This is a genomic window from Isoptericola jiangsuensis, assembly GCF_048320105.1.
Lineage (GTDB): Bacteria > Actinomycetota > Actinomycetes > Actinomycetales > Cellulomonadaceae > Isoptericola > Isoptericola jiangsuensis_A.
The window spans coordinates 2,981,436-3,002,297 of sequence record NZ_CP182942.1; the positions used below are offsets into that span (position 1 = coordinate 2,981,436).

The window sequence follows — 20,862 nt, forward strand, 5'->3', positions numbered from 1 at the left end:
GGCATCACCGTGAACAGGATGGAACGACTCGTGAACCTCAGCCGATTCACCCGTGCCGGGTCCGCCGTCGCCGTCGGCGTGCTGGCCCTCAGCCTCGCAGCGTGCGGCTCGGACCCCGCGCCCGCCGACGCTGGCGAGACCGCCGGGACGGACTCCGGCGAATCCATGGAGGGCGGCCTGACCGGCGAGCTCTCCGGTGGCGGTGCGTCCTCGCAGGAGGCCGCGATGAACGCCTGGCGTGCCGGGTTCCAGCAGGCGAACCCCGACGCCACCGTCAACTACGACCCGGTCGGTTCCGGTGGCGGTCGTACCGGCTTCGGTGACGGTTCCTTCGTCTTCGCCGGCTCGGACGCCGCGCTCGACGAGGAGGAGATGGCTGCCGCCGAGGCCCAGTGCGGCGAGGGTGGCGTCATCCAGTTCCCCGGCTACGTGAGCCCGGTCGCCATCGCCTTCAACCTCGAGGGCGTCGAGACGCTGAACATGTCCCCCGAGACGATCGCGAACGTGTTCCTCGGTGAGATCAGCACCTGGAACGACGAGGCGATCGCGGCGGACAACCCCGACGCCGAGCTCCCGGACACCCCGATCACGGTCGTGCACCGCTCGGACGAGTCGGGCACCACGGAGAACTTCGAGGAGTACCTGTACACGGTCGCCCCGGACCTGTGGACCGCCGAGCCGTCGGGCGTCTGGCCCGTCGACGGCCAGGAGTCCGCGCAGGGCACCTCCGGCGTCGTCGGCGCCGCGCAGGCCGGCGAGGGCACCATCACCTACGCGGACGCCTCGCAGGTCGCCGACCTGGGCACCGTGGCCGTCGGTGTGGGTGACGAGTTCGTCCCGTACTCCGCCGAGGCCGCCGCCGAGGTCGTGGCCCAGTCGCCGCGCACCGAGGGCACCGGCGAGTACGTCTACACCATCGAGCTCGAGCGCGACATCCCGGGCACCTACCCCGTCGTCCTCGTCTCCTACACGCTGGCCTGCGGCACCTACGCCGACGAGGCCACCGCCGAGCTCGTCAAGGGCTTCGTCTCCTACGTCGCCAGCGAGGAGGGCCAGCAGGCCGCCGCGGACGCCGCGGGTTCCGCTCCGCTGTCCGCCTCGATCCGCGACGCCGTGCAGCCGGGCATCGACGCGATCGCCGCGGGCTGACGACCCGCACCCGACGACGGCGCGACGGCCGGGCGGGGCGCTCACCGCAGCGTCTCCGCCCGGCCGCCGCACCGGCGTCGGACCACCACCAGGGACGAGCCACGCCCGAGCATGAACGAGGTACTTGAGTGAGCATCACCGACAGTCCACCCCGGGTGGGCTCCCGTGCGGTCCGTCGACGCCGGTCGTCCGACCGAGGCTTCAACCGCGCCTTCCGCTGGATCGCCGTCGGGTCGGGCATCCTGATCCTGGGTGTCCTGGCCGCCGTCGCGCTCTTCCTGCTGTGGCAGGCGTGGCCCGCGATCACCGCAGGGTCCGACGAGCTCGCCGCCGCGGTGCCGCGCTACCCCGAGGACACCTCCCTCGTCGCGTACGTCGGCCCCCTGGTCTTCGGCACCCTGCTCGCCGCGATCCTGGCGCTCGCGGTGGCGACGCCGCTCGCCATGGGCGTGGCGCTGTTCATCTCCCACTACGCGCCCCGCCGGATCGCGCAGTTCCTCGGCTACCTCGTCGACCTGCTGGCCGCGGTGCCGTCCGTGATCTACGGGCTCTGGGGGATCTTCGTGCTCGCGCCGCTGGTCGCCCCGGTCTGGGGCTGGCTCAACGAGTACCTGGGCTGGTTCCCCCTGTTCGCCGGGACGCCCTCGCCGACCGCCCGCGTGCTCGCCACGGTGGGGATCGTGCTGGCGGTGATGATCCTGCCGATCATCACCGCGGTGTCCCGCGAGGTCTTCCTGCAGACGCCCAAGCTGCACGAGGAGGCCGCCCTGGCCCTCGGTGCGACGCGCTGGGAGCTCATCAAGACCGCGGTGCTGCCGTTCGGGCGCTCCGGCGTGATCTCCGCGGCGATGCTCGGCCTCGGCCGCGCCCTGGGCGAGACGATGGCGGTGCTGATGATCCTGTCGCCCGGCTACCTGTACTCGTTCCACATCCTGGAGAGCGCGCAGCAGCAGACGATCGCCGCGTACATCGCCCTCGACTTCCCGGAGGCGAGCGGTCTCGCGGTGAACACGCTGATCGCCACGGGCCTCGTGCTGTTCGTCATCACGCTGGCCGTCAACATGGGGGCGCGCGCGATCGTGGCGCGCCGCAAGGACTTCTCGGGGGCCAACTGATGACCACGACGACTCCCCACCCGCCGACCGCGGAGAGCACGGAGAGGGTGCGCGCGCTGCTGAGCGTCGTCGACACCCGCCGCAAGCGTGTCGACGTCACCATGACGACCCTGATCTGGGGCGCGTTCGCCCTGGCGATGGTCCCGCTCGTCTCGCTGCTGTGGACCGTCACGTCCAACGGCATCGGCCGCATCAGCATGGACTTCCTGACGCTGTCGATGCGCAACGTGTTCGGCGGCGACCCGAACGGCGGCATCTACCACGCCATCATGGGCACCCTGATCATCACCGGGCTCGCGGCCGTGATCTCCGTGCCGATCGGCATCCTCACCGCGATCTACCTCGTCGAGTACGGCAAGGGGTGGCTGGCGCGGTCCGTGACGTTCTTCGTCGACGTCATGACCGGCATCCCCTCGATCGTGGCGGGTCTGTTCGCCGTGGCGCTGTTCACCCTCGTCGTGGGCCCGGGCGCGCGCTTCGGGTTCATCGGCGCGGTGGCGCTCTCGGTGCTGATGATCCCCGTGGTGGTGCGCTCCTGCGAGGAGATGCTCAAGCTCGTCCCGAACGAGCTGCGGGAGGCCGCGTACGCGCTCGGCGTCCCGAAGTGGCTGACGGTCATCAAGGTCGTCCTGCGGACCTCGGTGGCCGGCCTGACCACGGGCGTGCTGCTCGCGGTCGCCCGCGTCATCGGGGAGACCGCGCCGCTGCTCGTCGCGGTGGGTGTCACCGACTCGATCAACATGAACCCGTTCGAGGGTCGCATGATGACCCTGCCGGTGTTCGCCTACCGGCAGTACAGCCAGGGACAGGCTCCCTGCCCCGCGGGTGCGTCCGCCACGTGCGTGCCGGACATCGCGATCCAGAACGCCTGGGCCGCCGCCCTCGTGCTCATCGTGATCGTCCTCGCCCTCAACCTCGTCGGCCGTCTGGTGAACCGCTGGTTCGCCCCGAAGCTGCGCTGACGCGCACGCCCGCCGACCCGCAGCACGAAAGAAGGAACAGACGATGGCACAGCGCATCGACGTGAAGGACCTGAACATCTACTACGGCGACTTCCTCGCCGTGCAGGACGTCACCATGACGGTCGAGCCCCAGTCCGTGACGGCCTTCATCGGCCCGTCCGGCTGCGGCAAGTCGACGTTCCTGCGCACCCTGAACCGAATGCACGAGGTCATCCCCGGCGCCCGCGTCGAGGGCAGGGTCGAGCTCGAGGGCGTCGACCTGTACGGCTCGGACGTCGACCCGGTGGCCGTGCGGCGCAACGTGGGCATGGTCTTCCAGCGGCCGAACCCGTTCCCCACGATGTCCATCAAGGACAACGTGCTGGCCGGCGTGAAGCTCAACAACCGCCGCATCTCCAAGGCGGACGCCGAGGACCTGGTCGAGTCGTCGCTGCGCGGCGCGAACCTGTGGAACGAGGTCAAGGACCGGCTGGAGAAGCCGGGCTCCGGGTTGTCCGGCGGTCAGCAGCAGCGTCTGTGCATCGCCCGGGCGATCGCGGTCAAGCCCCAGGTGCTGCTGATGGACGAGCCCTGCTCGGCCCTGGACCCGATCTCGACGATCGCCATCGAGGACCTCATCGGGGAGCTGAAGAGCTCCTACACGATCGTCATCGTCACCCACAACATGCAGCAGGCGGCGCGCGTCAGCGACCGGACGGCGTTCTTCAACATCGCCGGCACGGGCAAGCCGGGCAAGCTCATCGAGATGGACGACACGGCGACGATCTTCTCCTCGCCGTCCGAGAAGTCGACCGAGGACTACGTCTCCGGTCGCTTCGGCTGAGCCGGCTCCACCCGGCACGACGAAGGCTCCTTCCCGCTGACCCAGCGGGAAGGAGCCTTCGTCGTGCGACGTCCTGGACGCCGCCGGTGGTTCGCTGAGGCTCTGGCTCCGCGTCAGGAGGCGGAGGACGCGTACTCGGGGTTGGCGGCGTCCATCACCGGCAACGCGAAGTCGGAGCTGAGGTCCCCGGCGGTGAGCGTGGCGTCGAGGAAGCCGCCCGGGATCGTGGCCACGGTGTCGAGCACGACCTCCTCGCCGTCCGCGGTGCCGAGGTAGACGGTGTCGTTGGCCGGCACGCTGACGCTGACGGGTGCCGCGCCCTCGGTGCTGAGGACGAACTCGACGTCGTCACCGGAGGCGTTCGACAGGGCGCCCAGGACGCGGCCGGAGCCGCCCTCCTCGGCGCTGACGACCATGAGGTTGAGGCCGCGCGAGCTGGAGTCCTCGAAGTCCACCCGGGTGCCGTCCGACGGCGCGTATCCCAGCTCGGTCGTGACGGGGGCGCACGCGCCGAGCAGCAGTGCGCTCGCGGCGACGACGCCGACGACGGCGAGGGGGCGGGCAGGACGGGCGGAGCGGGCCACGTGCTCTCCTTCGGCTGGAGCTGTGCGCTGGGCTGGGGCGGTGCGCCGGTGCCGTGCGCGGTGCTCACAGGTCCGTGCACACAGTTGTGTCACTTGTCTGGAGGCGCAGGAGCGCCCCGGACCATCCTAGTGCGGTCTGTCGTTCGTTACCTACACGACCTTCCGCAAGTCTCTGACCTGGGGGGATGCCCTTGCGGGCCGGTCGGTCGCGGCGTCCGGGCACAGGGAGGGCGCAGCCTACCGTGTTAGACTCGGTCACTGGGAAAGGGGACATCTACAGATGACGTTCACAGTAGGCGAGACGGTTGTCTACCCGCACCACGGCGCCGCGCTGATCGAAGAGGTCAAGACGCGCAAGATCCGTGGCGAAGAGAAGATGTACCTCAAGCTCAAGGTCGCCCAGGGCGACCTGACCATCGAGGTCCCGGCCGAGAACGTCGACCTCGTCGGAGTGCGCGACGTGGTCGACCAGGAAGGCCTCGACAGGGTCTTCGACGTCCTGCGTGCCCCGTACACGGAGGAACCGACCAACTGGTCGCGTCGCTACAAGGCCAACCTGGAGAAGCTCGCGTCCGGCGACGTCATCAAGGTCGGCGAGGTCGTGCGCGACCTGTCGCGCCGTGACGCCGACCGCGGGCTGAGCGCCGGCGAGAAGCGCATGCTCGCCAAGGCTCGTCAGATCCTGGAGTCCGAGGTCGCACTGGCCGAGGGCGTCGACGAGGAGCGGGCGGGCGCGATCATCGACGAGGTGCTCGCCTCCTGACGGCACGGTCGTCCACGTACGGCCGTCCACAGCACGACTCCGAAGGGTGACCGTCCGCAGGGACGGTCACCCTTCGTCGTGTCGAAGGCAGATGCCGGCGGCGGACATGAGCGGCGGACATGAGCGTCGGACGTGGGGGTCGGACGTGGGGGTCGGACGTCGGCGGCGCACCTCGTGAGCCGTGCCGCCGGGGTCGGGGCTAGGGTGTCGCCGTGCCGACTCTCGCCGTCCTGACCGCCGCCGGATCCGGGACACGCCTCGGGCTCGACGTCCCCAAGGCCCTCGTGGAGGTCGACGGGCTTCCCCTGGTGGTGCACGCCGCCCGCAACCTGTGCGCGTCGGGCGTCGTCGACGAGATCGTCGTGACCTGCCCCGCCGGCCTCGTCGACCACGTCGACCTCCTGCTGCGCGACGACCCGGGTGTCGACCGCCCGGTGCGTGCCGTCGTCGGCGGCGGGACGCGCCAGGAGTCCGTCGAGGCGGGGCTGCGTGCGGGCCTCGGCCGAGCCGCCGGCACCGACTCGGGCACGGACTCCGACGCAGGTGCCGGCGGTGCCGCGGGCGTCGACGTGGTCGTGGTGCACGACGCCGCCCGCCCCGCCGCGTCCCCCGACCTCGTGCGCCGCGTCGTCGCGGCCGTGCGGTCCGGGCACGTCGCCGTCGTGCCGGGACTGCCCGTGGTGGACACCATCAAGCGCGTGGAGCCGGGCGCCGACGGCGTCGGTGCGGAACGGGTGACCGCCACCGTCGACCGTGACGTCCTGCGGGCGGTGCAGACGCCGCAGGCGTTCGACCGCGGGGTGCTGCAGCGGGCGCACGCCGAATCCGTGCACCGCGCCGGCAGCGAGCACCTCGCGGCGACCGACGACGCAGGCCTGGTCGAGGACCTCGGCCTGCCCGTGCACGTGGTTCCCGGCGAGGTGAGCGCCGCCAAGATCACCACCGCCGAGGACCTGCACCTCGCCCGCTGGCGGGCCGGGCACGCGGCCACGCGGGACCGGTGAGCGGACGCGAGCACGCCGGGCGGCTGCTAGCGTGACGGGCATGCAGGCCGAGCCCGTGGAACGCACCGTGACGACCTGGATCGCCGTGTCGTTCTCGGCGTTCCTCCTCGGTTCCGGGCTCGCCGTGGGCGTGCTCACGGGGGAGTGGTGGGCGCTGCTCTGCGCGTCCGGTCTGGTCGTGCTCCCCCTGTCCGTGCGACGCGGCGCCCGATGACCGGACCTGTTCCCTCGGTGCCGGGTCTGCCCCGCACCGGCCTCGGTGTCGACGTGCACGCCTTCGCCCCCGCGGGCTCGGAGCGCGAGCTGTGGCTCGGTGGCCTGCACTGGCCGGGGGAGCACGGGCTGGCTGGCCACTCCGACGCCGACGTCGCGGCGCACGCCGCCGCCGACGCCCTGTTCTCCGCGGCCGGGATCGGCGACCTCGGCACCCACTTCGGCACGAGCGAGCCGCAGTGGGCGGGTGCGGCCGGGACGACCCTCCTGGCGGAGGCGGCGCGGCGGGTGCGCGAGGCAGGCTTTGTCATCGGCAACGTCGCGGTGCAGGTGGTGGGGAACCGGCCCAAGGTGGGGCCGCGGCGCGCCGAGGCGGAGGCCGTGCTGTCGCAGGCCGCCGGAGCGCCCGTGTCGCTCAGTGCGACGACGTCGGACGGCCTGGGTCTGACGGGCCGCGGCGAGGGTGTCGCCGCGATCGCCACCGCGCTCGTCGTCCCCGCGCCGCCGCCGGCCTGAGTCCGCCGCGCCGCCGGCGCGAACCCGCCGCGAGGCTGCGACCGGTCAGGCCTGCGGGGTACCGAGAACGCGGTCGACGTAGTCGTTGGTGAACACGCCCGTCGGGTCTGCCGCGGCCCGCACCCGGGCGACGTCCTGGAGCGGGTAGTGCTCGGCGAGGTCGGCCGCGGTGCGGGAGTGCAGCTTGCCCCAGTGCGGTCGTCCGCCCGCGGCGACGAAGATCTGCTCGGCGGCGTCGAAGTAGTCCCGGTACGGCATCCGGTGGTACTGGTGCACGGCGACGTACGCGCTGTCCCGACCGCGAGCGGTCGACAGCCAGACGTCGTCGGCCGCCGCGCAGCGCACCTCCACGGGGAACGCCACCGGCTCCCCGGTGGACCGCAGCCAGGCCGCGAGCTCGCCGAGCACGTCCCGCAGCGCGGCGCGCGGCAGCGCGTACTCCATCTCCACGAACCGCACGCGACGGCGGGTCACCATCACGGCGTCCGACGGCGCGACGTGCGTGCGGTCGCTCAGCACCGACGCGCAGAGCCGGTTCAGCCGGGGGACCGCGCGCGGCGCCCGGGTCGCCACCTGCATGACGGCGCCGAGGGCCCCGTTGGCGAGGACCTCCTCGTCGACGAACGACCGGGCGGCGCCGGCGCCACGCCGGACCAGGCCGGCCACGCCCCGCCGCGAGGCCCGGTAGCGGGCGCTCGCGTCGTCGTCGACCAGGTCGTGCGTCCACGTGAGCATCCGGTCCGTGCCGGGGAACCAGTAGGCGTCCGTGCGGTGGTGGGCGTCGAAGAGCTCGTCGAAGCCGTCCACGACCTCGTCCCAGGGCCGCACCGTCTCCACCGACCGCAGCAGGTAGGAGGGCACCACCTCCAGGGTGACGGCCGAGAGGATCCCCACCGAGCCCAGACCGAGCCGTGCCACCTCGAACAGGTCGCGTCCGGCCGTCCCCGGGGCCTCGGCGCCGGACACCGCGACGACGGAGCCGTCGGCGCGCACCACCCGCAGGGCGCGCACCTGCGTGGCCAGGCCGCCGAGCCGCGCGCCGGTGCCGTGCGTGCCGGTCGAGATCGCCCCGGCGACCGACTGGCGGTCGATGTCTCCGAGGTTGCGCATGGCCAGCCCCCAGATCGCCAGGAGCCGGTTCAGGTCGTGCAGCCGGGTGCCCGCGCCGACGGTCACGAGGGCACCGCCGTCGTCGAGCCGCTCCACCGACTCGATGCCGCTGAGGTGGTCCAGCGACAACAGCACGCCGTCCGTGACCGCGGCGTCGGTGAAGGAGTGGCCCGCGCCGACGGCCCGCACCCGCAGGCCCTCCGCGGCGGCCCGGGCGACGATCTCGCAGAGCTCGGCCTCGTCCGCCGGCTCGGCCCGCCGCGCAGGGGCCGCGGAGTGGGTCCCGCCCCAGGTGGTGAAGTTCACAGCGCACACTCTGCCACGGACCGGACCCGGTGTACCGTGCCGACATGACGAGCACGGACCGGCTCACCCGGGCGGCGGCCGGGCTGCCGGGTCCTGTCGCCGTCGTCGATCTCGACGCCTTCGACACCAACGCCGCGGACCTGCTGCGCCGGGCAGCCGGCAGACCGGTACGGGTCGCCGCCAAGTCCGTGCGGGTGCGGTCGCTCATCGAGCGGGCGCTCGACGCCGGGTTCGCCGGTGTGATGGCCTACTCGCTCGTCGAGGCCCTCTGGCTCGTCGGGCAGGGCGTGCGCGACGTGCTCGTCGGCTACCCGAGCGTCGACCGGTCCGCACTGGCACGGCTCGCGGCCGACCCGGCGGCACGCCGGGAGATCACGCTCATGGTCGACGACCTCGCGCAGGTCGAGCTGGTGCGCGCCGCCCTGACCCAGGCCGCCGGTGCGGAGGCGACGTCCGCGCCCGCCGACGTCGCCGTCTGCCTCGACGTGGACGCCTCCCTGCGCGTCGGCGTCGGACCGCTGACGGCCCACCTGGGCACCCGGCGCTCGCCGCTGCGCACCCCCGCGCAGGTCGCCGACCTCGCCGCGCTCGTCGACCGCAGCCCGGGGCTGCGCGTGCGCGGGCTGATGTTCTACGAGGCGCAGATCGCGGGCCTGCCCGACACCCCCGCCGTCCGGGTGGTCAAGTCGCTGTCCGTGCCCGACGTCGAACGGCGACGCCGTGCGGTGGTCGCGGCGGTGACCACCGCCGTCGGGCGCCCGCTCGAGCTGGTCAACGCCGGGGGCACGGGCTCGCTCGAGGTGTCCGCGGCAGGCGCCGACGTCACCGAGGTGACGGCCGGGTCGGGCCTGTACGTGCCCGGCACCTTCGACCGCTACCGGTCGTTCACGCCCCGCCCGGCGGCGTTCTTCGGGCTCGACGTCGTGCGGCTGCCCGGGCAGGGCTGGGCGACGGTGTTCGGCGGCGGGTACGTCGCCTCCGGCCCGGCCGGTCCGTCGCGGCTGCCCCGGGTGGTGGCCCCCGGGTGGTCGCTCACGCGCCGCGAGGCGGCCGGCGAGGTGCAGACGGTGCTGCGCCGGGGCCGTCGCGCACGCCCCCTGCGGATCGGCGACCGGGTGTGGTTCCGGCACGCCAAGGCCGGCGAGCTCATGGAACGGTTCGACGTCGTCCACCTGGTCCGTGGCGAGCAGATCGTCGAGACGGTGCCGACGTACCGCGGCGAGGGGCGCTGCTTCGGCTGAGACGCCGGTCACGGCGGGTTCCGCCGGGCGTTCGGCCGGTACCCTTGACCGGTGACCTTGCATCTCTACGACACCGCCACGCGCTCCGTGCGCGAGCTCGTCCCTCGGGAACCCGGCAAGGTCGGCATCTACCTGTGCGGCGCGACCGTCCAGTCGGCACCCCACGTGGGGCACCTGCGGCCCGCCGTCGCGTTCGACGTGCTGCGCCGCTGGCTCACGCGCCAGGGCGTCGACGTCACGCTGATCCGCAACATCACCGACGTCGACGACAAGATCCTCGCCAAGGCCGCCGACGCCGGTCGTCCCTGGTGGGCGCACGCCGCCATCTACGAGCGGGCCTTCACCGCCGCCTACGACGCGCTCGGGGTGCTGCCCGCGACGTACGAGCCGCGCGCCACCCAGAACATGCCGCAGATGATCGAGCTCATGGAGCGCCTCGTCGAGCGGGGCCACGCCTACTCCACCGGCGGCGGCAACGTGTGGTTCGACGTCCGGTCCTGGCCGCAGTACGGCGCGCTCACCCGTCAGCGGCTCGAGGACCTCAACCCCGAGCCCGGGGACGACGGCGCCGGTTCGGTCAAGCGAGACCCGCACGACTTCGCGCTGTGGAAGGCGCCGCGCCCCGGCGAGCCCGCCACGGCCGCCTGGGAGACGCCGTTCGGCCGCGGCCGGCCGGGCTGGCACCTGGAGTGCTCCGCGATGGCGCACCGCTACCTGGGCGAGGCGTTCGACATCCACGGCGGCGGGCTCGACCTGCGCTTCCCGCACCACGAGAACGAGCAGGCGCAGTCGCGCGCCGCCGGCTACGGGTTCGCCGACCGGTGGATGCACTCCGCCTGGGTGACGCAGCAGGGCGTCAAGATGAGCAAGTCGCTCGGCAACGGGCTGCTCATGGACGAGCTCCTCGACCAGACGCCGGCCGTCGTGGTGCGCTACGCGCTCGCCGCCGTGCAGTACCGCTCCATGCTGGAGTGGGGCCCGGAGACGCTCGCCGAGGCCAGCGCCACGTGGGACCGGCTGAGCGGGTTCGTGTCCCGGGCCTCCGAGCGGGTCGGCGTCGTCGACCGCAGCGAGGTCGCCGGCGCCGAGCTCCCGGCCGCGTTCGTCGCGGCGATGGACGACGACCTCAACGTCCCCGCCGCGCTCGCCGTCCTGCACGAGACGCTGCGCGCCGGGAACTCCGCCCTCGCGGCCGGCGACGACACGGCGGCGCGCAGCGCGCTCGTCGTGCTGCGCGGGATGCTCGACGTGCTCGGGCTCGACCCGGGCGACCCGCACTGGACCACCACGACCGACACGCGCGTCGCCGACGCGCTGGACGCCGTCGTCCGCGCCGAGCTCGACGCCCGGGCGGCCGCCCGGGCGGCGAAGGACTGGGCCGCGAGCGACGCGATCCGCGACCGCCTGGCCGCCGCCGGCGTCGTCGTGCAGGACTCACCGGACGGCGCCCGCTGGGCGCTGGCCGACTCGAAGGGGGACTGACCATGGCAGGCAACTCGCAGCGACGTGGCGCCAAGCGCACCGCCGGCAGCAAGAAGGGCGCGCAGGTCGGCACGGGCGGGCACAGCCGCAAGGCGCTGCAGGGCAAGGGCCCGACGCCGAAGGCCGAGGACCGCACCTACCACCCGGCGTACAAGAAGAAGGTCGCCGCCGAGAAGCGTGCGGCGGGCCGCGACGCGACCGACGCCCGCAAGGGCGTGGCACGGGGCACCCGCAAGGCGACCGGGGGCGCCGAGGTCGTGGCGGGACGAAACGCCGTCGTCGAGGCGCTGCGTGCCGAGGTGCCGGTGACCGCCGTGCACATGGCCGAGCGCATCGACCACGACGACCGCACCCGCGAGATCCTCGAGCTCGCCTCGATCCGGGGCGCCCGGCTGCTGGAGTCCTCGCGCGGGGCGCTCGACCAGCTCACCGAGGGCGCGGTGCACCAGGGCGTCGCGATGGAGGTGCCGCCGTACGAGTACGCCGAGGTGGACGACCTCCTCGACGCCGCGGCCGACGCTGGCGTGCCGCCGCTCGTCGTGGCGCTCGACTCCGTCACGGACCCTCGCAACCTGGGGGCCGTGCTGCGCTCCGCCGGGGCGTTCGGTGCGCACGGCGTGATCGTGCCGTCGCGCCGCTCGGCGTCGTTGACGGCGTCGGCGTGGAAGGTGTCCGCCGGTGCGGCCGCCCGCGTGCCCGTGGCGAAGGTGACGAACCTGGCCCGCACCCTGACCGAGCTGAAGAAGTCCGGCGTGTTCGTCGTCGGTCTCGACGCGGGCGGGGACGCGACGGTCCGTGACCTGGCGTTCGCGGGCGACCCGCTGGTGATCGTCGTCGGCTCCGAGGGCAAGGGGCTGTCGCGGCTCGTGCGCGAGACGTGCGACGCCGTCGCGTCCATCCCGATCTCCTCGGACGTCGAGTCGCTGAACGCCGGTGTCGCCGCGGGGATCACGCTCTACGAGATCGCCCAGACGCGCGCTGCCGCGGCGCCGGCTGCCGAGTCCTGACGCCGAGGTAGCACGCACCCGGCGAGGTAGCACCCACCCGCCGCGGTAGCCGGCGAGGTGGCGTGCTACCGCGCGGTGCCGGGGAAGGGCTCGGGCACCTCGTCGTCCTCGTCCTCGTCGTCGGGGTCGGCCGCCGCGTAGTGGAAGTAGTCCGACTCGGGCCCCTCGGCAGGCTCGTCCCCGGGGGCGAGGCCCAGGATCGCCTTCTCGTCGGGCCGGTGCTGGAGCACGTTCTCGACGTAGGAGGCGACGGTCTCCGGCAGGGGCACGTCCCGCTGGGCCTGCTCGGAGATGTACCACCGGTGGTCGAGGATCTCGTGGTACAGCTGCGCCGGCTCCAGCTTGCGCCGCAGCTCGCGCGGCACGGCGCGGACGGTCGGCTGGAACACGTTCTGCACCCAGTCCTGGGCGACGATCTGCTCGTCGTCCTCCTGCCGGTCCGTGGCGGCCTGGAACGAGTCGAGGTCGTTGAGCAGGCGGCGGGCCTGGTTGTCCTGGACGTCGAGGCCCGTCAGCCGCGAAAGGCGCCGCGAGTGGTGCCCGGCGTCGACCACCTGCGGCTGGATCTGCACGGTGGTGCCGTCGATGTCGGTGGTGATGGACAGCTCGCCGACGTCGAAGCCGAGCTCGTTGAGCCGCTCGATGCGTGCCGCGACGCGCCAGCGCTCGTCGGCGTGGAACGCCTCGACGCCGGTGAGCGCCTCCCACAGCTCGCCGTACCGCTCCACGAGGGAGTTGCCGACGGAGATCTCGTCGATCTCGGCGTCGAGCAGCTCGCCGGCCGCCAGGTCCATGAGCTCGCCGATGATGTTGGTGCGGGCCAGGTCGACGTCGTACTCGCGCTGGCCGCGCGTGAGCTCGCGGTGCAGGGCGCCGGTCTCGGCGTCGACGAGGTAGGCGGCGAACTGCTCGGCGTCACGCCGGAACAGCGTGTTCGACAGCGACACGTCGCCCCAGAAGAACCCGACGAGGTGGAGGCGCACGAGCAGCACGGCCAGGGCGTCGATGAGCCGGTTGGCGGTCTCGTCGCGCAGCCACTGGCTGTAGACCGAGCGGTACGGCAGGGAGAAGGCGAGGTGCTCGGTGACGAGCGCCGCCTCCAGCGGCCTGCCGTCGTCGGCCCGGCGCCCGGTGACGACACCGATCGGCTTCACCGACGGGATGTCCAGCTTGCGGAGCTGGCGCAGCATCGCGTACTCGCGGAACGCGATCGCCTCGCTGATCTCCTTGATGGCGAGCACCCGGCCGTCGAGGCGGACGAAGCGCACGACGTGCCGGGAGATGCCGCGGGGGAGGGCGGCGAGGACGTCGGCCGGCCACTGGGCGAGCGGTTGGCGCCACGGCAGGTCGAGGAGCGCCGAGTCCGGCGTCGCCGAGGTGATCTGCAGCTGCTCCACGCACGTCTCCTGAGCTGTCGGTGCTGTGGGCACGGGATCGACGACGCACGGGCGCCGGGCCGGTCTTGTGCCCACGACGAAAGGGTGGTGCCAGCCTAGACGCCGACGGGGCGGGCCCGGCCGAAGCCGGACCCGCCCCGTCGTTCCGGTGGCGTGATGCTCAGAGGCGGTTGCCCGTGGCGGCCGAGAAGACGTGCGCCTGGCCGGGCTTGATGGTGACGTGGACCGTGTCACCCTTCATCGGGACGTCGCGCGGGTTGATCCGCACGATGACCTGGTCGGACGAGCCCGAGTGGAGGTCGCCGGTGGCGCCGTCCGTCTTGAGCGAGCCGTAGACGAACGCGTCGGAGCCGAGCTCCTCGACGAGGTTGACCTCGACCTGCAGGGCCTCGGCCGTGCCGGCGGGGACGACGTCGAGCGCCTCGGGACGGAAGCCGACCGTGATGCGACCGCCGTCGGCGTCCGTGAGCTGGCCGACGACCTCGCGCTCGAGCGGGACGCCGCCGTGACCGACGACGGCACGGCCGTCGCGGACGTCGAACGTGCCGAGGTTCATGGCCGGGGAGCCGATGAAGCCCGCGACGAAGGTGTTCGCCGGGGTGTCGTACATCTCGCGCGGGGTGCCGACCTGCTGGAGCAGACCGTCCTTGAGGACCGCGATGCGGTCACCCATGGTGAGGGCCTCGGTCTGGTCGTGCGTGACGTACACGGTGGTGACACCGAGACGGCGCTGGAGCGAGGCGATCTGCGTACGGGTCTGGACGCGGAGCTTGGCGTCGAGGTTCGACAGCGGCTCGTCCATGAGGAACACCTGCGGCTGGCGCACGATCGCGCGGCCCATGGCGACACGCTGGCGCTGGCCACCGGAGAGGGCCTTCGGCTTGCGGTCGAGGTAGGCGGTGAGGTCGAGGATCTTCGCGGCCTCCTCGACGCGCTGGCGGATCTCCGCCTTCGGCGTGCCGGCGATCTTCAGCGCGAAGCCCATGTTGTCCGCGACGGACATGTGCGGGTACAGCGCGTAGTTCTGGAAGACCATCGCGATGTCGCGGTCCTTCGGCTGGACGTCCGTGACGTCGCGGTCGCCGATGTAGATGCTGCCGCCGTTGACGTCCTCCAGGCCGGCGAGCATGCGCAGCGAGGTGGACTTGCCGCAGCCCGAGGGGCCGACGAGGACGAGGAACTCGCCGTCCTCGACCTGCAGGTTGAGCTGGTCCACGGCCGGGCGCTCCGTGCCCGGGTAGACGCGCGTCGCGTGGTCGAAAGTAACCGATGCCATGATGTTTCCCTCCACCGGCAGGTACGTGCCGGACGATCCGTTGTGGTCGGGTGTGCAGCTTCACGACTGGCGTGTCAGCGGCGACACATTCTGTTGTCCGCGTTCTGTTGGGTGCGCCCGCCCCGGTTCGTCCCGGTGCACGGCGCTGGTCGATAGTACATGGCCGTGATGTCGATCACGTCATCGCCCAGGTCAGCCGCCGGGCGCGGTCTCACGCCGTCGGCGTCAGGGCGTCCGCCACGCGGTCGACGACGAGGGCGACGTGCTCCGGGCCGGGCACGCGGTGGCCCGCGAGGGTGTCGCCGCTGCCCACCTTGAGCGACAGGTCGCCCTCGCCGAGCACGGCGAACGCGCGCTCGTCGGTGGTGTCGTCGCCGGCGTAGAGCACGCGCACGGCCGTGGCTCCCAGCTCGTCGGCGACGACGTCGCGCAGGCGCCGCAGCGCCTCGCCCTTGGACGTGTGCAGCACGGCGACCTCCACCACGTCCTTGCCGTGCAGGGCGTCCAGACCGTAGTGCTCGGCCGCGGCGTCGGCCCCGGCGATCGCCGCCGCGGAGTCCACCGGCCCGGCCTGCCGGGTGTGCAGGACGGCGGCGCTCGGCTTGCGCTGCACCCACGCGCCGTCGCGGCCGACGACGACGGCGTCCAGCGCCGCGGTCAGCCCGGCCAGCGCCGCGCCCTGCTCGGCCGTCAGCTCCAGCGGGACGGTGTCGCAGCCGTCCGCCGTGGCGTGCCCCGTCTCGGCGCCGTGGCTGCCCACCACGTACGCCCCGACGGGGGGATCGGCCCGGGCGCCGAGGTCGGCGAGGTCGCGGCCCGAGACGAACGCGAGGCGGGCCCGCCCCGCGGCGGCCCCGTCGTCGTGGGCGAGCGCGCCCAGGCGGTCCACGGCGCGCCGGGTGGCGGGCAGCATGCGCGAGGCCGTCGGGTCGTCCACCAGCGGGGCGAGGACGCCGTCGAAGTCGAGCGCGACGAGCAGGGCGGCGCCGTCGTCGGCGCAGAAGGCCGACAGCGCGTCCTCGAGAGCGCCGTCGAGCGCGTCGTCGGGAGCGGGGCCGGGCTCAGACATAGATGTCTCGCGCGGGCATCGCGGTCAGCACGCCCAGGAACGACTTCGACCACTTGGCGACGTCGTCGGACATGACCTTGCGGCGCAGGTTGCGCATGCGCCGCCGCTTCTCCACCGACGACATCTCGGCGGCACGGGCGATGATGTCCTTCATGCCGTCGATGTCGTGCGGGTTGCACAGCAGCGGCCCGGGCGCGAGCTCGTCGGCGGCCCCGGTGAACTCGCTGAGCACCAGCACGCCCCCCAGGTCCGACCGCGCCGCGATGTACTCCTTGGCCACCAGGTTCATGCCGTCGCGCAGCGACGTGACCAGCATGACGTCGGCCGCCAGGTACAGCGCCGCCATCTCTGCCGGCGGGTAGGAGTGGTGCAGGTAGTGGATGGCGGAGTGGCCGATCTCGCCGTACTCGCCGTTGATGCGCCCCACCAGCACCTCGACGTGCTCGCGCAGCTCCTGGTAGGCGCCGACGTTCTCCCGCGACGGGCTGGCCACCTGCACCAGCGTGGCCGTGGCGGGGTCGATGCGGCCGTCCTGCAGGAGCTCGCCGTACGCCTTGATGCGGTGGCGGATCCCCTTGGTGTAGTCCAGGCGGTCGACGCCCAGCATGACGATCTCCGGGTCGCCCAGGTCCTCGCGGACCTCCTTGGCGCGGGCCTGCACCTCGGGGCTGCGCGCCAGCTCGTCGAAGAAGGCCGTGTCGATCGAGATGGGGAACGCGGCCGCGCGGACGCTGCGCCCCGGCGTGCCGTCGTCGTTCTTGATCGTCACCATCGAGCCGCGCGTCGTGTGCTCCGTCAGACGACGCACCGACCGCAGGAAGTTCGAGGCGTCCCCGCCGCGCTGGAACCCGACCAGGTCCGCGCCCAGGAGGCCCTCGACGATGCTGTGACGCCAGGGGAGCTGCTGGAAGAGCTCGACCGCCGGGAAGGGGATGTGGTCGAAGAAGCCGATGCGCAGGTCCGGGCGCAGCTCGCGCAGCATCTTCGGCACGAGCTGGAGCTGGTAGTCGTGCACCCACACCACGGCGCCCTGCGCCGCCTGCGCCGCCGCCGCCTCGGCGAACCGCTGGTTGACCTTGCGGTAGGAGTCGAACCACTGCCGGTGGTAGGTGGGCGGGGCGATGACGTCGTGGTAGAGCGGCCACAGCGTGTCGTTCGAGAAGCCCTCGTAGTACCGCTCGATCTCGCCCGCCGAGAGCGTCACCGGGACCAGCAGCATGCCGTCGGCCTCGAAGGGCTCGTGGGCGAGGTCAGGAGCGCCCGACCAGCCCACCCAGGCGCCGTCGGCCTCCTTCATCACCGGCTCGAGCGCACTGACCAGACCGCCGGGGGACCGCTGCCATTCCACCTCGCCGTCCGAGCCGACCGAGAAGTCGACCGGCAGCCGGTTGGCGACGACGACGAGGTCGTAGCCCGCGTTGGACGAATCCTGACCTGACAAAGGTGCACACTCCCCAGATAGTGGACGACGGCCGCCTGACTCGAGCACGCCCGGTTCGCACCTTACCCAGGGGCGCGTCAGGACGCGCCGTGACGGGCGTGGCGCTACGGTGTGGGCCATGGGTACGGGGGACGACGCACAGGTGCTGACCTCCACGGTCCGGGTCGGGGGCGCCGACGGTGCGCTCGCCCCCGGGACCGACGTCGGCGGCTACTCCGTGGTGTCCGTGCTCGGCCGCGGCGCGATGGGCGCGGTCTACGAGGCCGTCGACGGCGGCGGGCAACGCGTGGCCCTGAAGGTGCTGCACGCCCACATCGACGCCAACCCCGCCGGCCGGCAGCGCCTGCGCCGCGAGGTCGCCGCCCTGCAGCGCCTGCGCCACCCCGCCGTCGCGCAGGTCCTGGACGCGGAGTTCGAGGGCGCGCAGGCGTTCGTCGTCACCGAGCTGGTCGACGGGCTCACCCTCGAGGAGGAGGTCGACGCCCGCGGACCGCTGGACCTCGCCGACCTCTACTCGCTGGCCGACCAGCTCGCCGACGCGCTCGAGTCGGTCCACGCCTCCGGCGTCGTCCACCGCGACCTCAAGCCCTCCAACGTCATGGTCACCGGCGACGGCCCGTCGCTCATCGACTTCGGCATCGCCCAGAGCCCCGGAGACGCCCGCGCCACCATGAGCGGGTTCGTCATGGGGACTCCCGGGTACATCGCCCCCGAGCTCCTCGACGGCGCCGACCCCGTCCCCGAGACCGACTGGTGGAGCTGGGCGGCCCTGCTCGCCTTCGCGGCCACCGGACGCTCGCCCTTCGGCGTCCGGCCCACCGACCTGGTGCTCCGGCGCTCCCGCGAGGGGCGCGCCGACCTCGTCGGCGTACCGCACCGCACGGCGCAGGCGCTCGCGGGCGCCCTCCAGTCGGACCCGGCCCGACGCTGGGGTCCCACCGAGGTGGTCCGGGCGATCCGGCGGGACATCGACGACGGCGGGACCGAGGTCGTCGGGGCGCCCACCGACCCGCACGCCACGCAGCGGATCGTCGTGGCCGCCGGGGCGGCCACCGCGGCGGTCGCCGGTGCCGGGTACGCCGCGTCGTCGGCCGACGGCACCGCGGACGACCTCAGCGCGGGCGACGCGACGCCTGCCGGCGAGCACGGGGAGCACGACGTCCCGCCCGGCGCGGCGGTCGGGGCGACCCAGGTGGTCGCGACCCTGCCCGTGGCCGACGGCTCCGCCGACGCGCCGCCCTCGGTGCCGCCGTCGGTGCCGCCGTCGACGCCGCCCCCGGACGTCACGGCGCCGATGACCGCGGTCGACCGGGAGCGCGCCCTCGCGCAGGACGGGTCGACGCAGTCCGTGCCCGTCGGGCCCCAGCGCTACCAGACGTACGACGAGATCGCCGAGGCGTCACCGGCGTCGTCGGACCTGCGCGAGACCGAAGCCGCGGTGCCAGCCGGGCCCTACACGCCTCCCGTGTACCGGCGTCGCTGGGGCACGGTGCTGGCGCTCGGTGTGCCCTTCGTGGTGCTCGCGGCGGTGTACCCCCTGGTGGCGTTCGGGGTGTTCTGCGGCGTCACGGTGCTCTGCCGGATCGTCGGGGTCGCGGGGCGCCGGTTCGAGGAGCGGCGCCAGGACAAGGGCGTGCGCGGCTCGGACGGGCTGGTCGCGACGCTGCTGCTCCCGTACCACGCCGTCGTCGGTGCGCTGGGGATCATCCCCGCCGCCCTGGTGGGCGGGTGCGTCGGCCTCCTGGCGATGATGGCCGGCTACTGGCTGTTCGGGGACGGCAACTGGATCGTCATGCCGCTGACGGACATCGAGTCCCGCTCGGTCGGGGGGCGCAACGACCCGTCGCTGTTCGGGATCGTGCTCGCCGGGGCGATGGTGGCGGCCGTGCTCGCCACCTGGTTCGGGCCGGCCGGCTCGACGGCGCGCGAGGGCGCGCGACGCATCCTGGACACGCTCGCCCCGGGCCTCGTCGGTGGCGCGGTCGTGGTCGTCGTCTGCCTGGTCGGCGCGTGGATCCTGTTCGGCCAGATCGTCACCGAGCCCTACCAGGTGCAGTGGTGGCCGATGGACGGTCCGCCGTCGTTCTTCTGAGCACCGGACGCTCGCGCGATTCCCAGGGTTCTCCCAGGAGGTGCCGTTACGGTGCGCGCACGCACCGCTGCACCGTCGTCGGCGCCCGCTCGGTAGGCTGACGCCGACGTTCCCCGACCGTGCCACCGACCCGAAGGACCGCCACCGAGATGTCCCAGCAGAACAAGACCGAGCGCCGTGAGGCCGCGCGCGCCCAGGCGCTCGCGCTCCAGCAGCAGCAGGCCAAGAAGGAACGACGCAGCCGCTTCATCGTCTTCGGTGCGCTCGCTGCCGCCATCGTGGCGCTGGTGGCCGTCGCCGCGGTGATCCTGATCGGTGAGGCCGGCAAGAAGAACGTGGAGGACATCCCGCTCGCCGAGGTCGCCACGGTGCCCTCGACGGCGCTGGAGACGGGCGGCATCCCGATCGGCTCCGACCTGGTGGCGGGCGGCGAGAACGACGGCGCCCCGGTGGTCGACATCTACGTCGACTACATGTGCCCGGTGTGCGGCCAGTTCGAGGACATCAACGCGGCCGACGTCGAGGCGATGGCCAGCGGCGGTGAGGCCACCGTGGTGCTCCACCCCGTGTCGATCCTGGACCGCGCCTCGAACGGTGCGGAGTACTCGACGCGTTCCGCGGCCGCGGCGTACTGGGTGGCCGACCGGGCCCCCGAGCAGTTCTTCGCGTTCCACAACGCGCTCTTCGCGAACCAGCCCGACGAGAACACCGAGGGCATGGACGACGACGAGCTCGCCGCCGTCGCCGAGGGTGCGGGCGTGCCCGCCGACGTCGCCGCGGGGATCGCCGACGGCACCGCTCGCTCCACGTTCGGCCAGTACGCGTACTCCCTGACCCTGGACGCGTCGGCGAACCCCGACCTCGCCAACGCCAACGGCGGCTTCGGCACGCCGACCGTGATGGTCGACGGGACGCGGTTCGAGAGCTGGAACCAGCCGGGCGCGCTCCTGGCCGCGGTGCAGGGTGGCGACGCGGCCGCCGAGCCGTCCGAGGACCCGTCGGCCGAGGCCTCCGAGGAGCCTGCGGCCGAGTGACGTCCGGCGGGGACCGTCGTCTCGGTACGATGGTCCCCGCCTCGCCGCCTTAGCTCAGCTGGTAGAGCTCCCGTCTTGTAAACGGAAGGTCGTCGGTTCGAACCCGACAGGCGGCTCCACCGAACGGCCCGTCGGTCTGCGGAGACGTGGATCGGCGGGCCGTTCGCCGCACCGCTGCTCGCGTGCGATACATAGATCGTGATCGATTCTCCACCGTGAGGTCAGCCACCGTTCATCTCCCGTTTTCATAGACCGCGTTCTATGTATCTCGTCCGACA

Annotated in this window: 19 protein-coding genes and 1 tRNA gene; 14 read left to right on the forward strand and 6 right to left on the reverse strand. The window is 72.9% G+C overall.

Features of this window, described 5'->3' with window-relative positions; translation table 11 throughout:
- Nucleotides 1–18 precede the first annotated feature (18 nt).
- From ACNHYB_RS13720 to pstB, 4 genes are all read left to right on the forward strand, one after another.
- Nucleotides 19–1,149 carry an extracellular solute-binding protein gene (locus ACNHYB_RS13720; protein ID WP_418275902.1) on the forward strand — a complete coding sequence of 377 codons (1,131 nt, stop codon included), beginning with the start codon at nt 19–21 and terminating at the stop codon, nt 1,147–1,149.
- A 128-nt stretch (nt 1,150–1,277) separates the two neighbouring features.
- A complete protein-coding gene (gene pstC, locus ACNHYB_RS13725; RefSeq protein WP_418275903.1) occupies nt 1,278–2,264 on the forward strand; it encodes a phosphate ABC transporter permease subunit PstC in 987 nt (328 codons plus the stop codon).
- Nucleotides 2,264–3,226 (forward strand): phosphate ABC transporter permease PstA, encoded by a 963-nt coding sequence (gene pstA, locus ACNHYB_RS13730; RefSeq protein ID WP_418275904.1) that lies wholly within the window; start codon nt 2,264–2,266, stop codon nt 3,224–3,226. Before pstC ends, pstA begins: the two co-directional genes overlap by 1 nt.
- Before the next feature lie 43 nt (nt 3,227–3,269).
- Nucleotides 3,270–4,049, forward strand: coding sequence for a phosphate ABC transporter ATP-binding protein PstB (gene pstB, locus ACNHYB_RS13735; protein ID WP_418275905.1), 780 nt, complete (start codon nt 3,270–3,272; stop codon nt 4,047–4,049).
- A gap of 113 nt (nt 4,050–4,162) precedes the next feature.
- On the opposite strand, the gene ACNHYB_RS13740 is transcribed toward pstB, so the two are convergent.
- On the reverse strand, nt 4,163–4,633 hold the full coding sequence (locus ACNHYB_RS13740) for a hypothetical protein (protein WP_418275906.1): 471 nt from the start codon (nt 4,631–4,633) through the stop codon (nt 4,163–4,165).
- 280 nt (nt 4,634–4,913) lie between these two features.
- Between ACNHYB_RS13740 and ACNHYB_RS13745 the strand changes: the two genes are divergently transcribed.
- From ACNHYB_RS13745 to ispF, 4 genes are all read left to right on the forward strand, one after another.
- Nucleotides 4,914–5,396, forward strand: coding sequence for a CarD family transcriptional regulator (locus tag ACNHYB_RS13745; RefSeq protein WP_068203829.1), 483 nt, complete (start codon nt 4,914–4,916; stop codon nt 5,394–5,396).
- Nucleotides 5,397–5,608: 212 nt separating this feature from the next.
- Entirely contained in the window at nt 5,609–6,400 is a 792-nt protein-coding gene (gene ispD, locus ACNHYB_RS13750) for a 2-C-methyl-D-erythritol 4-phosphate cytidylyltransferase (protein WP_418275907.1), read from the forward strand.
- A 40-nt stretch (nt 6,401–6,440) separates the two neighbouring features.
- Nucleotides 6,441–6,614: a hypothetical protein gene (locus ACNHYB_RS13755; RefSeq protein WP_418275908.1), complete on the forward strand. Its 174-nt coding sequence runs from the start codon at nt 6,441–6,443 to the stop codon at nt 6,612–6,614.
- Nucleotides 6,611–7,129 (forward strand): 2-C-methyl-D-erythritol 2,4-cyclodiphosphate synthase, encoded by a 519-nt coding sequence (gene ispF / locus ACNHYB_RS13760; protein ID WP_418275909.1) that lies wholly within the window; start codon nt 6,611–6,613, stop codon nt 7,127–7,129. The genes ACNHYB_RS13755 and ispF overlap by 4 nt, the downstream gene beginning before the upstream one ends.
- A 45-nt stretch (nt 7,130–7,174) precedes the next feature.
- Here the strand turns inward: ispF and ACNHYB_RS13765 are convergent, their stop codons facing one another.
- A complete protein-coding gene (locus tag ACNHYB_RS13765; protein WP_418275910.1) occupies nt 7,175–8,545 on the reverse strand; it encodes a D-arabinono-1,4-lactone oxidase in 1,371 nt (456 codons plus the stop codon).
- Nucleotides 8,546–8,589: 44 nt separating this feature from the next.
- Between ACNHYB_RS13765 and ACNHYB_RS13770 the strand changes: the two genes are divergently transcribed.
- The 3 genes from ACNHYB_RS13770 to rlmB are packed head-to-tail and all read left to right on the forward strand — an operon-like array spanning nt 8,590 to nt 12,275.
- On the forward strand, nt 8,590–9,786 hold the full coding sequence (locus ACNHYB_RS13770; protein WP_418275911.1) for an alanine racemase: 1,197 nt from the start codon (nt 8,590–8,592) through the stop codon (nt 9,784–9,786).
- A 51-nt stretch (nt 9,787–9,837) separates the two neighbouring features.
- Nucleotides 9,838–11,268: a cysteine--tRNA ligase gene (gene cysS / locus ACNHYB_RS13775; RefSeq protein WP_418275912.1), complete on the forward strand. Its 1,431-nt coding sequence runs from the start codon at nt 9,838–9,840 to the stop codon at nt 11,266–11,268.
- 2 nt (nt 11,269–11,270) lie between these two features.
- The gene (rlmB, locus tag ACNHYB_RS13780) at nt 11,271–12,275 is read left to right on the forward strand and encodes a 23S rRNA (guanosine(2251)-2'-O)-methyltransferase RlmB (protein ID WP_418275913.1); all 1,005 of its coding nucleotides are present in this window, start codon (nt 11,271–11,273) and stop codon (nt 12,273–12,275) included.
- Between the two features lie 65 nt (nt 12,276–12,340).
- Here the strand turns inward: rlmB and ACNHYB_RS13785 are convergent, their stop codons facing one another.
- The 4 genes from ACNHYB_RS13785 to ACNHYB_RS13800 all read right to left on the reverse strand — a co-directional run bounded on the left by ACNHYB_RS13785 (nt 12,341) and on the right by ACNHYB_RS13800 (nt 17,458).
- The gene (locus ACNHYB_RS13785; RefSeq protein WP_418275914.1) at nt 12,341–13,672 is read right to left on the reverse strand and encodes a DUF4032 domain-containing protein; all 1,332 of its coding nucleotides are present in this window, start codon (nt 13,670–13,672) and stop codon (nt 12,341–12,343) included.
- A 160-nt stretch (nt 13,673–13,832) separates the two neighbouring features.
- A complete protein-coding gene (locus tag ACNHYB_RS13790; protein WP_418275915.1) occupies nt 13,833–14,948 on the reverse strand; it encodes an ABC transporter ATP-binding protein in 1,116 nt (371 codons plus the stop codon).
- Between the two features lie 211 nt (nt 14,949–15,159).
- A complete protein-coding gene (otsB, locus tag ACNHYB_RS13795; protein WP_418275916.1) occupies nt 15,160–16,017 on the reverse strand; it encodes a trehalose-phosphatase in 858 nt (285 codons plus the stop codon).
- Nucleotides 16,010–17,458, reverse strand: a complete 1,449-nt coding sequence (locus ACNHYB_RS13800) for an alpha,alpha-trehalose-phosphate synthase (UDP-forming) (protein WP_418275917.1) — start codon at nt 17,456–17,458, stop codon at nt 16,010–16,012. The genes otsB and ACNHYB_RS13800 overlap by 8 nt, the downstream gene beginning before the upstream one ends.
- A gap of 118 nt (nt 17,459–17,576) precedes the next feature.
- Here ACNHYB_RS13800 and ACNHYB_RS13805 point away from each other — a divergent pair, with 118 nt between their 5' ends.
- The 3 genes from ACNHYB_RS13805 to ACNHYB_RS13815 all read left to right on the forward strand — a co-directional run bounded on the left by ACNHYB_RS13805 (nt 17,577) and on the right by ACNHYB_RS13815 (nt 20,703).
- The gene (locus ACNHYB_RS13805) at nt 17,577–19,550 is read left to right on the forward strand and encodes a serine/threonine-protein kinase (protein WP_418275918.1); all 1,974 of its coding nucleotides are present in this window, start codon (nt 17,577–17,579) and stop codon (nt 19,548–19,550) included.
- A 149-nt stretch (nt 19,551–19,699) separates the two neighbouring features.
- The gene (locus ACNHYB_RS13810; protein WP_418275919.1) at nt 19,700–20,584 is read left to right on the forward strand and encodes a DsbA family protein; all 885 of its coding nucleotides are present in this window, start codon (nt 19,700–19,702) and stop codon (nt 20,582–20,584) included.
- Nucleotides 20,585–20,627: 43 nt separating this feature from the next.
- Nucleotides 20,628–20,703 (forward strand) — tRNA-Thr (locus tag ACNHYB_RS13815).
- The last annotated feature ends 159 nt before the right edge of the window (nt 20,704–20,862 follow it).

Bases quoted from the DNA above. Each gene is read 5' to 3' on its own strand.
- ACNHYB_RS13720 (WP_418275902.1), top strand. From the start codon at position 19: ATGGAACGACTCGTGAACCTCAGCCGATTCACCCGTGCCGGGTCCGCC.
- pstA (WP_418275904.1), top strand. From the start codon at position 2,264: ATGACCACGACGACTCCCCACCCGCCGACCGCGGAGAGCACGGAGAGG.
- pstB (WP_418275905.1), top strand. From the start codon at position 3,270: ATGGCACAGCGCATCGACGTGAAGGACCTGAACATCTACTACGGCGAC.
- ACNHYB_RS13745 (WP_068203829.1), top strand. From the start codon at position 4,914: ATGACGTTCACAGTAGGCGAGACGGTTGTCTACCCGCACCACGGCGCC.
- ACNHYB_RS13755 (WP_418275908.1), top strand. From the start codon at position 6,441: ATGCAGGCCGAGCCCGTGGAACGCACCGTGACGACCTGGATCGCCGTG.
- ispF (WP_418275909.1), top strand. From the start codon at position 6,611: ATGACCGGACCTGTTCCCTCGGTGCCGGGTCTGCCCCGCACCGGCCTC.
- ACNHYB_RS13770 (WP_418275911.1), top strand. From the start codon at position 8,590: ATGACGAGCACGGACCGGCTCACCCGGGCGGCGGCCGGGCTGCCGGGT.
- rlmB (WP_418275913.1), top strand. From the start codon at position 11,271: ATGGCAGGCAACTCGCAGCGACGTGGCGCCAAGCGCACCGCCGGCAGC.
- ACNHYB_RS13790 (WP_418275915.1), bottom strand. From the start codon at position 14,948: ATGGCATCGGTTACTTTCGACCACGCGACGCGCGTCTACCCGGGCACG.
- otsB (WP_418275916.1), bottom strand. From the start codon at position 16,017: ATGTCTGAGCCCGGCCCCGCTCCCGACGACGCGCTCGACGGCGCTCTC.
- ACNHYB_RS13805 (WP_418275918.1), top strand. From the start codon at position 17,577: ATGGGTACGGGGGACGACGCACAGGTGCTGACCTCCACGGTCCGGGTC.
- ACNHYB_RS13810 (WP_418275919.1), top strand. From the start codon at position 19,700: ATGTCCCAGCAGAACAAGACCGAGCGCCGTGAGGCCGCGCGCGCCCAG.